The organism is Pseudomonas sp. Mn2068 (assembly GCF_049319725.1).
Classification (GTDB): domain Bacteria; phylum Pseudomonadota; class Gammaproteobacteria; order Pseudomonadales; family Pseudomonadaceae; genus Aquipseudomonas; species Aquipseudomonas gingeri.
This window is the reverse complement of record NZ_JBMOUG010000004.1, coordinates 178,978-191,802: the sequence shown is the minus strand read 5'-3', so window position 1 is coordinate 191,802 and position 12,825 is coordinate 178,978. Positions and strand designations below refer to the sequence as shown.

General features: G+C 62.4%; 12 protein-coding genes and 1 other RNA gene. 9 read left to right on the top strand and 4 right to left on the bottom strand.

The window, feature by feature from the left end:
• Positions 1 to 13: 13 nt before the first annotated feature.
• From ACL9RJ_RS11575 to ACL9RJ_RS11560, 4 genes are all read right to left on the bottom strand, one after another.
• Positions 14 to 592, bottom strand: a complete 579-nt coding sequence (locus ACL9RJ_RS11575) for a BON domain-containing protein (protein ID WP_017123595.1) — start codon at positions 590 to 592, stop codon at positions 14 to 16.
• Complete coding sequence (locus ACL9RJ_RS11570; RefSeq protein ID WP_017123596.1) at positions 589 to 1,182, bottom strand: phosphoheptose isomerase; 594 nt, start codon at positions 1,180 to 1,182, stop codon at positions 589 to 591. The genes ACL9RJ_RS11575 and ACL9RJ_RS11570 overlap by 4 nt, the downstream gene beginning before the upstream one ends.
• Positions 1,183 to 1,396: 214 nt before the next feature.
• Complete coding sequence (locus tag ACL9RJ_RS11565; RefSeq protein ID WP_017123597.1) at positions 1,397 to 1,768, bottom strand: YraN family protein; 372 nt, start codon at positions 1,766 to 1,768, stop codon at positions 1,397 to 1,399.
• Complete coding sequence (locus ACL9RJ_RS11560; protein WP_017123598.1) at positions 1,768 to 3,579, bottom strand: penicillin-binding protein activator; 1,812 nt, start codon at positions 3,577 to 3,579, stop codon at positions 1,768 to 1,770. Before ACL9RJ_RS11560 ends, ACL9RJ_RS11565 begins: the two co-directional genes overlap by 1 nt.
• A gap of 249 nt (positions 3,580 to 3,828) precedes the next feature.
• Here ACL9RJ_RS11560 and rsmI point away from each other — a divergent pair, with 249 nt between their 5' ends.
• The 9 genes from rsmI (at position 3,829) to mraY (ending at position 12,825) form a co-directional block, all read left to right on the top strand.
• Positions 3,829 to 4,671 carry a 16S rRNA (cytidine(1402)-2'-O)-methyltransferase gene (rsmI, locus tag ACL9RJ_RS11555; RefSeq protein WP_017123599.1) on the top strand — a complete coding sequence of 281 codons (843 nt, stop codon included), beginning with the start codon at positions 3,829 to 3,831 and terminating at the stop codon, positions 4,669 to 4,671.
• A 144-nt stretch (positions 4,672 to 4,815) separates the two neighbouring features.
• Positions 4,816 to 5,169, top strand: an RNA gene (gene rnpB, locus ACL9RJ_RS11550) — RNase P RNA component class A.
• 310 nt (positions 5,170 to 5,479) lie between these two features.
• A complete protein-coding gene (gene mraZ, locus ACL9RJ_RS11545) occupies positions 5,480 to 5,935 on the top strand; it encodes a division/cell wall cluster transcriptional repressor MraZ (RefSeq protein ID WP_026013246.1) in 456 nt (151 codons plus the stop codon).
• Positions 5,932 to 6,879 (top strand): 16S rRNA (cytosine(1402)-N(4))-methyltransferase RsmH, encoded by a 948-nt coding sequence (gene rsmH, locus ACL9RJ_RS11540; RefSeq protein WP_377650860.1) that lies wholly within the window; start codon positions 5,932 to 5,934, stop codon positions 6,877 to 6,879. Before mraZ ends, rsmH begins: the two co-directional genes overlap by 4 nt.
• The gene (gene ftsL / locus ACL9RJ_RS11535) at positions 6,876 to 7,169 is read left to right on the top strand and encodes a cell division protein FtsL (protein ID WP_017123603.1); all 294 of its coding nucleotides are present in this window, start codon (positions 6,876 to 6,878) and stop codon (positions 7,167 to 7,169) included. Before rsmH ends, ftsL begins: the two co-directional genes overlap by 4 nt.
• Positions 7,169 to 8,905 carry a peptidoglycan D,D-transpeptidase FtsI family protein gene (locus ACL9RJ_RS11530; protein WP_167331612.1) on the top strand — a complete coding sequence of 579 codons (1,737 nt, stop codon included), beginning with the start codon at positions 7,169 to 7,171 and terminating at the stop codon, positions 8,903 to 8,905. Before ftsL ends, ACL9RJ_RS11530 begins: the two co-directional genes overlap by 1 nt.
• The gene (locus ACL9RJ_RS11525; protein WP_422765260.1) at positions 8,905 to 10,368 is read left to right on the top strand and encodes a UDP-N-acetylmuramoyl-L-alanyl-D-glutamate--2,6-diaminopimelate ligase; all 1,464 of its coding nucleotides are present in this window, start codon (positions 8,905 to 8,907) and stop codon (positions 10,366 to 10,368) included. The genes ACL9RJ_RS11530 and ACL9RJ_RS11525 overlap by 1 nt, the downstream gene beginning before the upstream one ends.
• Positions 10,361 to 11,743 carry a UDP-N-acetylmuramoyl-tripeptide--D-alanyl-D-alanine ligase gene (locus tag ACL9RJ_RS11520; protein WP_017123605.1) on the top strand — a complete coding sequence of 461 codons (1,383 nt, stop codon included), beginning with the start codon at positions 10,361 to 10,363 and terminating at the stop codon, positions 11,741 to 11,743. The genes ACL9RJ_RS11525 and ACL9RJ_RS11520 overlap by 8 nt, the downstream gene beginning before the upstream one ends.
• Positions 11,743 to 12,825: a phospho-N-acetylmuramoyl-pentapeptide-transferase gene (mraY, locus tag ACL9RJ_RS11515; RefSeq protein WP_017123606.1), complete on the top strand. Its 1,083-nt coding sequence runs from the start codon at positions 11,743 to 11,745 to the stop codon at positions 12,823 to 12,825. Before ACL9RJ_RS11520 ends, mraY begins: the two co-directional genes overlap by 1 nt.

The following is a 12,825-nucleotide window of genomic DNA, read 5'->3' as shown; positions in this document are numbered from 1 at the left end:
GTGATGAGCCGGATCAGTCGATGTACTCGAAGAGCTTGACGATCTTCTGTACCCCGCCAACACCCTGCACCAGGTTGGTTGCGCGGGTCGCTTCCTGTTGTGTGACCAGGCCCAGCAGGTAGACGATGCCATTCTCGGTCACCACCTTGATGCGCGAGCCGGGGATGGTGTTGTCGGTCAGCATCTGTGCCTTGATCTTGCTGGTCAACCAGGTGTCGTTGCTGCGGGCGGCGAACGAGGAGGGCTGGAGGACCTGCAGCTCGTTGTTCACTTTCTTCACCCGTTGAACCGCGGCGGCGGCTTGCTCGGCCTTGGCCTTGAGCTCTTCGCTGGGCGTCTGGCCGGCCAGCAGGACGATGCCGTTGAAGCTGGTCACGACGATATGGGAAGACACTTCCAGGGCCGGGTCGGTCTTGGCTACGTTTACCTCGACCTTGGTCTGGATCAGTGAGTCGTCGATCTTGCTGCCGAAGGTGCGGGTGCCCCGATCGTCATTGATCGGCTCGTCGCGGGTTGCGGTCAGTACCGAGCTGCAACCACTGATGCCCAGGCACAGGGTCAAAGCCAGCAGGCTAAGGCGATTAACGGTCATTCTTCACTCCCGAACAGTTGGCTGTCGATCAGATCGCACAGGCAGTGGATCGCCAGCAGGTGGACTTCCTGGATACGTGCGGTGACGTTGGCGGGGACGCGGATTTCCACGTCCTCGGGCAGCAGCAGCGAAGCCATGCCGCCACCGTCACGTCCCGTCAAGGCTACGACAACCATTTCGCGATCATGTGCGGCCTGGATTGCCTGAATAATGTTGGCGGAGTTGCCGCTGGTGGAAATCGCCAGCAGGACATCGCCGGGTTGGCCGAGCGCGCGGATCTGCTTGGAGAAGACTTCGTTGTAGCTGTAGTCGTTGGCGATCGAGGTGATGGTCGAGCTGTCGGTGGTCAGGGCGATGGCCGGCAGGCTCGGTCGCTCGCGTTCGAAGCGGTTGAGCAGTTCCGAGGAGAAGTGCTGGGCATCACCCGCCGAGCCGCCGTTGCCACAGGAAAGCATTTTGCCTTCGTTGAGCAGGGCGTTGACCATGATCTGGCTGGCTTGCTCGATGTGAGGTGCAAGAACGTCCATCGCCTGTTGCTTGGTGTCGATACTGGCCTGGAAAAGCTGGCGAATTCGGGATTGCATGTCCATCTAATTGTGACCTTAAGTAGGGCGGCTGCCAGGCAGCTTGAAAACTACTGCAGGCTGGGCGCCTTTAGCGTTACGCGCGCAATGCTGCGTTTTCAAGCTGCCTGGGCGGGCGCTGTCCGGGGTTTCCCGGAGGCTGCCCGGCACAAGAATGTGCAGCCCGCAAAGCAAAGAGCAAAATCGGTGAATGAAAAGTAACCGGCTCGACAACCAGGGGTCAGTTGTCGAAGGCATTCCGTAGCCAGTTCAGCTGGGGTGCTGCTTCCAGGTCGCCCTCTATGGCGATCACATCGAAACGGCAGGGGCGACTGGCCCAGCGTGACTCGCGTTGCAGGAAATACTGCGCCGCGAATATTAACTTCTTGCGCTTGCGGGCATCGATGCTGCCCGCGGCGCCACCCCATTGGGTGTTTTTTCTATAACGAACTTCGACGAATACTACTGTATCGCCGTCGAGCATGACCAGATCAAGCTCGCCGCGTTTACATAACCAGTTCTGCGCCAGCAGGCGCAGCCCTTGGTGTTCGAGATGCCGGAGCGCGAGGCTCTCAGCATCCTTGCCGCTTTTCAGGTGCAGGCCATCGGGCATCAGCGCGGTGTGTCCGGCAGGCGCTGGACCTGGCCGCTGACGAACTGGGCCCAGGGCAGCTGGCGTTCGACCCGTTGTCCCTGATCCATGCTCAGGCTGCCGGAGAGGCCTTCGATGCGGCTGTCCGGCAGGGCCTTGAGCTGACCCAGGCGCGGGGCCAGTCGGTAGGCGTCGACGCCCATGGCATACAGGCGTCCCAGGCTGCCGCCGGCTTGTGGCCATTGGGCGGTGACCTGTTTGCGCAGTGGGTCGTTGGCATCCAGCAGCCATGGGGTTTCGCAGAAGCGAATGCCGTTCATGTCGTTGTACTGGTTGATGTCGCCTGTGGCGCTGAACAGGTGCGAGGTGGCGTACACGGGCACGTCACCGGCGTACTGGAAGTTCAGGGTCGGCTTGATCTGCTGGGCCTGTTGCGGTGTCGCGGCGAGGAAAATGAACTCGATGTCCTGGCGGCGCGAAGGTTGGGCGGCGACCTGGCCGCCCACGGTGCTTTGCAGGCTCTTGGCGCGTCCTTCGCTCTGACGCAACTGGAACAGGTCGGCAATCTGCTGGGCCAGGGCAACCGGCTGATCGACGTGTTCGACACCGACCACGGTGCCGCCGTTGGCTTCCCAGTCCTGGCGGAAGGCTTTCAGTACGCGATCGCCCCATTCGCCTTTCGGCACCATGGCCGCGGCGCGGTGCAGGCCGTCGGCACGGGCCCGACGCGACACTTCACGGGCTTCGTCTTCGGCAGCCAGGCCGAACTGGAACAGTTGCGGCGGGTTTTGCGTGCTTTCGCTGTAGTTCAGCGCCAGGGTGGTGATCGGCAGTTGCGGGCGAGCGCTGAGTTGCTTGACCAGGGGTTTTTCCAGCGGGCCGATCACCAGTTGCACGCCGGCGGCCTGGGCCTTGCGATAGAAATCATCCAGGGAGCCCAGGCGCGAGCTGTCATAGAACTCGATGACCGGTGGTTTTTGTCCGGCCTGCTGGGCCTGGTAATGAGCGGCCATGAAGCCTTCACGCAGCGCCTTGCCGACGGAAGCCAGCGGGCCGTCGTTCGGCAGCAGCAGGGCGATCTTGTTCAGTGGCTGGCTGGCCAGTTCCTTGAGCTTGACCAGCGGTTGCGGCAATTGCAGGGCCGCCGGGTGCTTGGGGTTCTGCGCGCGCCAGGTGTCGATGGCGGCCTGCTGCTGTTCCAGGGTGCCGGAAGTCTTGACCGCCAGAGCCAGGCCGAGCCAGCCGCTGAGGTCGTCGCTGCCGGTTGGTTGCAGTTGATCGGTCGGCAGTGCCGCGATCAATGCCCAGATCGCCTCGTGGTTGGCCCGGGCGGCGTCGCCGCTGAGCAGTGGCGCGATGAAGATACGCTCGCGAGCCGCGGCCAGGGTCTGGCCATCCGCTTCGAGGGCACGGGCACGGACGGTCTGGGTGCGGATCTGCTGGTCCACCGGCAGTTCGCCAAGGCGTTCCAGGCTTGGATGGTTCAATGCCGCCAGCGCTGCCTTGGGCTGGTTGCGGGTCATCGCCAGTTCGGCGGCCAGGGTGCTGGCAAACACCTGCTGGGCCGGCTTGAGCTGGTCCAGCGGTACCTGGGCGAGGATCTGCGACGCACGACCGGTGTCTTTCTGGCGGTAGGCCAGATCAGCGGCGGTCAGTCGCAGCAACGCGGCCTTGTCCGGCGTTTTGCTGGTGGAGGCCTGTTCGAGCAGTTGCTCGATGGTGGCATCCGGGGTCCGTGGAAGTTCGCCAAGGCTGGAGGAGGGCGAGCTGGCGCATGCCGCCAACAAGGCAGCAAGGCAGAGGGCAGAGAACAGCCGCAGGCAAGCGATCATGTAAGTGTTCCTGATACTCGATCAAATTAGCGTGGAATTGTACCCAAGCACTGGCCGGGGCGCGATGTTGCTGGCGTGAAACCATCAAATTAGGTCGTACAAAGCATGTCCGTGACGGCAAATTCCCCGGTCGGACCAGCCGGGCTTGCGGTTGTGGAGCGTATCGGCAGGGCCTCTACGCGCTACAATGGGTTTTTCGTTCTTCTTGAGGTGTGCGCTTTGACTGCTCCAGGTGCTTTGAATTCCGCGATGGGCTCGCTTTATGTGGTGGCGACACCCATCGGTAACCTGGATGACATCAGTGCGCGTGCCATGAAAGTACTGCGCGATGTGTCGCTGATCGCGGCGGAAGACACCCGGCACTCGTTGCGACTCTTGCAGCACTTCGGTATCGCCACGCCGCTGGCGGCCTGTCACGAGCACAACGAACGTGATGAGGGTAGCCGTTTTATCGCCAAGCTGTTGGCGGGCGAGGACGTTGCGCTGATCTCCGACGCCGGCACGCCGCTGATTTCCGATCCGGGTTATCACCTGGTGCGCCAGGCCCGGGCCGCGGGGATCAAGGTGGTGCCGGTGCCCGGTGCCTGTGCGCTTATTGCGGCGCTGTCGGCGGCCGGGTTGCCGTCCGATCGCTTTATCTTCGAAGGCTTCCTGCCAGCCAAGGCGGTCGGACGTCGCTCGCGCCTGGAACTGTTGAAGGAAGAGCCACGGACCCTGATCTTCTACGAGGCGCCGCACCGGATCCTCGAATGCCTGCAGGACATGGAGCTGGTGTTCGGCCCGGAACGCCCGGCGTTGCTGGGGCGCGAGCTGACCAAGACCTTCGAGACGCTCAAGGGCTTGCCGTTGGGCGAGTTGCGCGGCTTTGTCGAGGCCGACAGCAATCAGCAACGGGGCGAGTGCGTGGTCCTGGTTGCCGGTTGGACTGCGCCGGAAACCGACGATGCGGTCGGTGCCGAAGCCATGCGTATCCTCGATCTGCTGCTCAAGGAAATGCCACTCAAGCGTGCCGCGGCCCTGGCGGCGGAAATCACCGGTGTGCGCAAGAATGTGCTGTATCAGGTCGCGCTCGAGAAACAGAAAAACGACTGACTTATTTGGAGGTGGGATTGATCCATGGTTGGTGTCGGGTTTTTCCTGGGTAAAGTGACCGGAATCCCTGTGGCCGGGCTTATCGGGACAGTGGCGGCTTTAAAGCTTGTCCTTCGTGTCATGTGCCGGTAACCTTCGCGGCGGAGAGTCGATTGGACAGTCGCTGCCCTCTATGAAAATTAGAGGGGGGAGGAAAGTCCGGGCTCCATAGGGCGGAGTGCCAGGTAATGCCTGGGAGGCGCGAGCCTACGGAAAGTGCCACAGAAAATAACCGCCTAAGCATTTCGGTGCCGGTAAGGGTGAAAAGGTGCGGTAAGAGCGCACCGCACGTCTGGCAACAGTTCGTGGCTAGGTAAACCCCACTCGGAGCAAGACCAAATAGGGTTCCTAGGCGTGGCCCGCGCTGGAACCGGGTAGGTTGCTAAAGATGTCCAGTGATGGCCATCGTAGAGGAATGACTGTCCTCGACAGAACCCGGCTTACAGATCGACTCTCCACCTCTTTCCCTCCCTGCTCGCAATCGCTGGCAGAAGCGCATTTGTAATACCGAAAAAATCTTACTCTTAACAAATCACTTTAACTTCAGACCTCAAATTTTTGAGCTGCATGAAGTTTGTCTGGCAAAACCCTCTCCGAATTGTCCCAAAGTCTCCTTTTATGCTCCTAAATCTCCGTTCTGTAAGGCTTTTCCTTAGGACCGCGCCTTGACGGTGTGGTGGGCGCATTCCTATAGTGTGCACAAGTGGCGGAAAGTGGCATGAAGTGGGTTTTTTGAACGTAAAACGCTAATATTTGGAGAAACGCATCTGTGTTTCGCGGAGCTAACGCTATCAGTCTCGATGCAAAGGGCCGTCTCGCCATGCCGAGCCGGTACCGTGACGAGCTCGATTCGCGTAGTTCCGGACAATTGATCGTCACCATTGATGCGGTGGATCCCTGCTTGTGTGTGTACCCGCTCGATGAGTGGGAACTGATTGAAACCAAGTTGCGTGCGTTGCCGTCGCTGCGGGAAGAGAACCGCCGTCTGCAACGTCTGCTGATTGGTAATGCCGTCGATCTCGAACTCGACGGCAGCGGCCGTTTCCTGGTGCCGCCGCGCCTGCGCGAGTACGCGAAGCTGGACAAGCGCGCGATGCTGGTGGGCCAACTGAACAAGTTTCAACTGTGGGACGAGGACGCCTGGAATGCTGTATCTGCAGCTGACCTGGCGGCCATTCAACAACCGGGCGCGATGCCTGATGAACTGCGTGATCTGATCCTGTGACTATTGATAGCGGCTTCAACCACATCACCGTACTGCTTGACGAAGCCGTCGAGGCTCTCGCCGTACGTCCTGATGGCTGCTATCTGGACGGCACTTTCGGTCGTGGCGGGCATAGCCGGCTGATTCTCAGCAAGCTCGGGCCGGATGGCCGACTTCTCGGTTTCGACAAGGATCCACAGGCGATTGCCACCGGGCAAGCGCTAGCGGCCGAAGACGGCCGCTTTGTCGTTGTGCAGCGCAGCTTTGCCGAGCTGGGTTCGGAGATCGTCGAACGCAATATGGCGGGCAAGGTCAACGGCATCCTGCTCGACCTCGGGGTGTCCTCGCCGCAACTGGACGACCCGGAGCGCGGCTTCAGTTTCATGAACGACGGCCCGCTGGACATGCGCATGGATCCGTCGCGCGGGATCAGTGCCGCCGAGTTCATCGCCACGGCACCGGCAGAAGAAATCGCCCGTGTCTTCAAGGAATATGGCGAAGAGCGATTCTCCGGCCGCATGGCCCGGGCCGTGGTCGAGCGCCGTGCAATCAAGCCTTTCGAACGTACCGCCGACCTGGCCGAAGTGCTCAAGGTCGCCAATCCTGCCTGGGAAAAGGGCAAGAACCCGGCTACCCGGGCTTTCCAGGGGCTGCGCATCCACGTCAACAATGAACTGGGCGATCTTGAAACCGGCCTCGAAGCGGCGCTCGATGCCCTGGAAGTCGGTGGCCGCCTGGTGGTGATCAGTTTCCACTCGCTGGAAGACCGTATCGTCAAGCTGTTCATGCGACGCCTGGTCAAGGGCGAGGGTGACAATCTGCCGCGTAACCTGCCGGTACGTCATCAGGCGTTCGAGCCGCGTATCAAGGTACACGGCAAGGCGCAGTTCGCCTCCGAAGCCGAACTCAAGGCCAATCCACGCGCGCGCAGCGCCGTGATGCGGGTCGCGGAGAAGTTGCGGTGAGCAAGCTCTACGCCAAGCCACTTCCCGGCGGAAGCTTTTTCATGTTCCTGCTGTTTATCGCCGTGCTGGTCTCCGCCATCGGCGTGGCCTACAGCGCGCACTGGAATCGTCAATTGCTCAATTCGTTGTATGGCGAACTGAGTGTGCGTGACAAGGCCCAGGCCGAATGGGGCCGCCTGATCCTCGAGCAGAGCACCTGGACGGCCCATAGCCGGATCGAGACCCTGGCCACCGAACAACTGAAGATGCGCATCCCCAGCCCATCCGAAGTCAGGATGGTGGCGCCATGATGAAACTCGAGGGCGCACTCTATCCGTGGCGCTTCCGCGTGGTCCTCGGCGCGCTGGCGATCATGGTCGGCTATATCGGCTGGAAGATCGTCGACCTGCAGGTCATCGACCGCGCGTTCCTGATCGGCCAGGGCGATGCGCGCAGCATGCGGCATATCCCGATTCCCGCGCACCGTGGTCTGATCACCGACCGTAACGGCGAGCCCCTGGCGGTCAGTACGCCGGTGACCACGCTGTGGGCCAACGCCAAGGAAATGCAACTGGCCAAGGACCGCTGGCCGGCACTGGCCATGGCGCTCGGGCAGGACCCGAAGCTGCTGACCGAACGCCTGGAACAACAGGCCAACAAGGAATTCATCTACCTGGTTCGCGGCCTGACCCCGGAGCAGGGCCAGGCCGTGCTCGATCTTAAGGTTCCCGGTGTCTATGGCATCGAGGAATTCCGGCGTTTTTATCCGGCCGGCGAAGTGGCGGCCCACATGGTCGGCTTTACCGATATCGACGACCATGGTCGCGAAGGGGTGGAGCTGGCCTACGACGAGTGGCTGGCCGGGGTGCCGGGCAAGCGACAGGTGATCAAGGACCGGCGCGGCCGGCTGATCAAGGATGTCCAGGTCACCAAGAACGCCAAGGCCGGCAAGCCCTTGGCGTTGTCCATTGACCTGCGCCTGCAATACCTGGCCAACCGCGAACTGCGCAACGCCCTGGTGGAAAACGGCGCCAAGGCCGGCAGCCTGGTGATCATGGACGTGAAGACCGGCGAGATCCTCGCCATGGTCAACCAGCCGACCTACAACCCCAACAACCGTCGCAACCTGCAGCCGGCGATGATGCGCAACCGCGCGATGATCGACGTGTTCGAGCCGGGTTCGACCATGAAGCCGATCTCCATGAGTGCCGCCCTGGAAACCGGGCGCTGGAAGCCTTCCGACACGGTCGAGGTCTATCCGGGCACCCTGCAGTTGGGCAAGTACACCATTCGTGACGTATCCAAGACCGAAGGCCCGGTGCTCGACCTGACCGGCATCCTGATCAACTCCAGTAACGTGGGGATGAGCAAGGTCGCCTTCGATATCGGTGGCGAGGCGATTTTCCGCGTGATGCAGAAAGTCGGCCTGGGCCAGGACACCGGCCTCGGTTTCCCCGGCGAGCGTGTCGGCAACCTGCCGAACTACCGTGAGTGGCGCAAGGCCGAGACGGCGACCCTGTCCTATGGCTACGGCCTGTCGGTGACCGCCATCCAGCTGGTGCACGCGTTCTCGGCGCTGGCCAACAACGGCAAGATCGTCCCGCTGACCCTGATCAAGACCGACAAGATGCCCGAGGGCACCCAGGTCATCCCGGAAAATGTCGCCAAGACCATGCAAGGCATGCTGCAGCAGGTGATCGAGGCTCCGCGGGGTGTCTGGCGTGCCAAAGTCCCGGCCTACCATGTCGCCGGCAAGTCCGGTACCGCGCGCAAGACATCGGTCGGCACCAAGGGCTATGCCGAGAACTCCTACCGCTCGCTGTTCGCCGGTTTCGGTCCGATGAGCGATCCGCGCTACGCCATCGTGGTAGTGATCGACGAACCGAGCAAGGCCGGTTACTTCGGCGGCCTGGTTTCGGCTCCGGTCTTCAGCAAGGTGATGTCCGGCACCCTGCGGCTGATGAACGTCAGCCCGGATGACCTGTCGAGCATTCCGCAGCAGCAAGCCATTGCCGCACCCGTACCTGTAAAAGGAGGGCGTGGTTAATGTCCCTGAGCCTGAACAAGATCTTTCCTCACGCCGGCCGCGATCTGCTGATTCGCGAGTTGGCGCTCGACAGCCGCAAAGTGCGTGCCGGCGACCTGTTCCTGGCGGTGCCGGGCGGCAAGGTCGATGGCCGCAGCCATATTGCCGACGCCCTGCAGCGCGGCGCGGCGGCGGTTGCCTATGAAGTGGAAGGCGCCACTGTCCTGCCGATCACTGATATCCCGCTGATCCCGGTCAAGGGCCTGGCGGCACAGTTGTCGGATATCGCCGGGCGCTTCTATGGCGACCCGAGTCGTCAATTGAACCTGTTGGGTGTCACCGGGACCAACGGCAAGACCAGCGTCACCCAACTGGTTGCCCAGGCCCTGGACCTGCTCGGCCAGCACTGTGGGATCGTCGGCACCCTGGGTACCGGTTTTTATGGTGCCCTGCACAGCGGCCTGCATACGACGCCGGACCCGATTGCCGTCCAGGCGACCCTGGCTGACCTGAAGAAAGCCGGTGCCAAGGCGATTGCCATGGAAGTGTCTTCCCACGGCCTGCACCAGGGCCGCGTCAGCGCGCTGGCGTTCGACGTGGCGGTGCTGACCAACCTCTCCCGCGATCACCTCGATTACCACGGCACCATGGAAGCCTATGGGGCCGAGAAGGCCAAGTTGTTCGGCTGGACCGACCTGAGCTGCCGGGTGATCAATATCGATGACGATTTCGGTCGTCAGCTGGCAGCGCAGGAACACGAATCCCGGCTGATCAGCTACAGCCTGGAAGACAGCGGCGCCTATCTGTATTGCCGCGATGCGCAGTTCGGCGACGAAGGTGTGCGCGCCACCCTGGTGACCCCGCAAGGTGAACACCACCTGCGCAGCACGCTGCTGGGGCGTTTCAACCTGAGCAACGTCCTGGCCGCAGTGGGCGCATTGCTGGGGCTGGATTACGCGCTGGATGAGATTCTCCGGGTGCTGCCACAGCTCGAAGGCCCGGCCGGTCGCATGCAGCGCCTGGGCGGCGGCGCCTGTCCCCTGGTGGTGGTGGATTACGCCCACACCCCGGACGCCCTGGAAAAAGTCCTGCTGGCCCTGCGCCCACATGCCAAGGGGCAGTTGCGCTGCCTGTTCGGCTGTGGCGGCGACCGTGATCGCGGCAAGCGTCCGTTGATGGCGGAAGTGGTCGAGCGCCTGGCCGACAGCGTGCTGGTCACCGACGACAACCCCCGGACCGAAGATCCCCTGCGGATTTTCGACGATATCCGCGCGGGTTTTGTCGCCGCCGATGCCGTCCGCTTCGTGGCCGGTCGTGGCCTGGCCATTGCCGAACTGATCGCCGCGGCCAAGGCCGACGATGTGATCGTCCTGGCTGGCAAGGGCCATGAGGATTACCAGGAAATCAATGGCGAACGCCATGCCTTCTCCGATCTGGTCGAGGCATCGAAGGCACTGCAAGCCTGGGAGGCCGCACATGCTTGAAGCCATGCAGTTGAGTGCCGTCGCCAATGACCTGTCGGGGCGTCTTGTCTCGGCGGACGCGAGTTTCTCCGGAGTGAGCATCGACAGCCGGGCCATCCAGCCGGGCCAGTTGTTTGTCGCCCTGACCGGTCCGCGTTTCGACGGGCACGATTACCTGAACGATGTGGCGGCCAAGGGCGCCGTCGCGGCGTTGGTCGAACGTGAAGTCCCGGGAACCGAACTGCCCCAGTTGCTGGTGCGCGATACCCGCCTGGCGCTCGGCCAACTGGGTGCCCTGAACCGTGCCCGGTTTACCCGGCCGGTGGCGGCGATCACCGGCTCCAGCGGCAAGACCACGGTCAAGGAGATGCTCGCGAGCATCCTGCGTACCCGAGGGCTGGTGCTGGCGACCCGCGGCAACCTGAACAACGAACTGGGTGTGCCGTTGACCCTGCTCGAACTGGCGCCGGAACACAGCGCTGCAGTGATTGAACTGGGCGCTTCGCGCATCGGCGAAATCGCCTACACCGTCGCCATGACCAAGCCTCATGTGGCCATCTTGAACAATGCCGGAACCGCCCATGTCGGCGAGTTCGGCGGCCCCGACAAGATCGTCGAGGCCAAGGGCGAGATCATCGAGGGCCTGCAGGCCGATGGTGTTGCCGTACTCAATCTGGACGACAAGGCCTTCGCCATCTGGAAAGCCCGTGCCGGTGCGCGCAAGGTGCTGAGCTTTGCCCTGGGCAACAGCGCCGCCGACTTCCATGGCAGCGATATTTCCCGCGATCCGCGCGGTTGCCCGCAGTTCGTACTGCACGGCCCCGACGGCAGCGCGCCCGTGCAACTGAATCTGTTGGGCAGCCACAACGTCGCCAACGCCCTGGCGGCGGCGGCGGCGGCCCATGCGCTGGGTATTTCCCTGCCGGGCATCGTTGCCGGGCTGGAAGCTGTCCAGCCGGTCAAGGGCCGGGCAGTCGCGCAACTGGCCAGCAACGGCGTGCGGGTCATCGATGACACTTACAACGCGAACCCCACCTCGATGTGCGCGGCCGTTGATATACTCGCCGGCTTTTCCGGCCGCACCGTTCTGGTGCTCGGGGATATCGGCGAGTTGGGCGAGTGGGCGGAGCAGGGACATCGTGAAGTAGGGGCCTATGCCGCCGGCAAGGTTTCAGCGCTGTATGCGGTGGGGCCGATGATGGTCCACGCCGTCAACGCATTCGGCCAGCAGGCTCGTCATTTCGCCACCCAGGCCGATCTGATCGAGGCGCTGGGCGCCGAACAAGACACCAATACCACCATTTTGATCAAGGGTTCGCGCAGCGCTGCGATGGAAAACATCGTCGCGGCTTTGTGCGGGCCTGCGCCTCATGTGCATAAGGGAGAGACGCATTAATGCTGCTGCTGCTAGCGGAGTATCTGCAACAGTTCTACAAAGGCTTCGCGGTCTTTCAGTACCTGACCCTGCGCGGGATTCTCGGGGTGCTGACCGCGTTGTCTCTGTCGCTGTTTCTCGGCCCGTGGATGATTCGTACCCTCCAGAGCCTGCAGATCGGCCAATCGGTTCGCAATGACGGCCCGCAATCGCACCTCTCCAAGTCCGGCACGCCGACCATGGGGGGCGCGCTGATCCTGTCGTCCATCGGTATCAGCACCCTGCTGTGGGCCGACCTGCACAACCGTTATGTCTGGGTGGTGCTGCTGGTCACCCTGCTGTTCGGGGCTGTCGGCTGGGTCGACGACTATCGCAAGGTGATCGAAAAGAACTCCCGTGGTCTGCCCAGCCGCTGGAAGTATTTCTGGCAGTCGGTGTTCGGCCTGGGCGCGGCGATTTTCCTGTTCATGACCGCACAGACTCCGGTGGAAACCACCCTGATCGTGCCCATGCTCAAGGACGTCAGCATCCCGCTGGGCGTGGGCTTCGTGATCCTGACCTACTTCGTGATCGTCGGTTCGAGCAACGCGGTCAACCTCACCGATGGCCTCGATGGCCTGGCGATCATGCCGACGGTGATGGTCGGCGGCGCGCTGGGGATCTTCTGCTACCTGTCGGGTAACGTGAAATTCGCCGAATACCTGCTGATTCCCTATGTGCCGGGCGCGGGCGAACTGATCGTGTTCTGTGGCGCGCTGATCGGTGCCGGCCTCGGTTTCCTCTGGTTCAACACCTATCCGGCCCAGGTTTTCATGGGCGACGTCGGCGCCCTGGCGCTGGGTGCCGCCCTGGGCACCATCGCGGTGATCGTCCGCCAGGAAATCGTCCTGTTCATCATGGGCGGCGTGTTCGTGATGGAAACCCTGTCGGTGGTGATCCAGGTTGCCTCTTTCAAGCTGACCGGCCGCCGGGTTTTCCGTATGGCGCCGATTCACCACCACTTTGAACTCAAGGGCTGGCCCGAGCCGCGCGTGATTGTCCGTTTCTGGATCATCACCGTGATTCTCGTGTTGATCGGCCTTGCCACCCTGAAGCTGAGGTAG

Bases quoted from the DNA above. Each gene is read 5' to 3' on its own strand.
- ACL9RJ_RS11575 (WP_017123595.1), bottom strand. From the start codon at position 592: ATGACCGTTAATCGCCTTAGCCTGCTGGCTTTGACCCTGTGCCTGGGC.
- ACL9RJ_RS11570 (WP_017123596.1), bottom strand. From the start codon at position 1,182: ATGGACATGCAATCCCGAATTCGCCAGCTTTTCCAGGCCAGTATCGAC.
- ACL9RJ_RS11565 (WP_017123597.1), bottom strand. From the start codon at position 1,768: ATGCCCGATGGCCTGCACCTGAAAAGCGGCAAGGATGCTGAGAGCCTC.
- ACL9RJ_RS11560 (WP_017123598.1), bottom strand. From the start codon at position 3,579: ATGATCGCTTGCCTGCGGCTGTTCTCTGCCCTCTGCCTTGCTGCCTTG.
- rsmI (WP_017123599.1), top strand. From the start codon at position 3,829: ATGGGCTCGCTTTATGTGGTGGCGACACCCATCGGTAACCTGGATGAC.
- ACL9RJ_RS11530 (WP_167331612.1), top strand. From the start codon at position 7,169: ATGAAACTCGAGGGCGCACTCTATCCGTGGCGCTTCCGCGTGGTCCTC.
- ACL9RJ_RS11525 (WP_422765260.1), top strand. From the start codon at position 8,905: ATGTCCCTGAGCCTGAACAAGATCTTTCCTCACGCCGGCCGCGATCTG.
- ACL9RJ_RS11520 (WP_017123605.1), top strand. From the start codon at position 10,361: ATGCTTGAAGCCATGCAGTTGAGTGCCGTCGCCAATGACCTGTCGGGG.
- mraY (WP_017123606.1), top strand. From the start codon at position 11,743: ATGCTGCTGCTGCTAGCGGAGTATCTGCAACAGTTCTACAAAGGCTTC.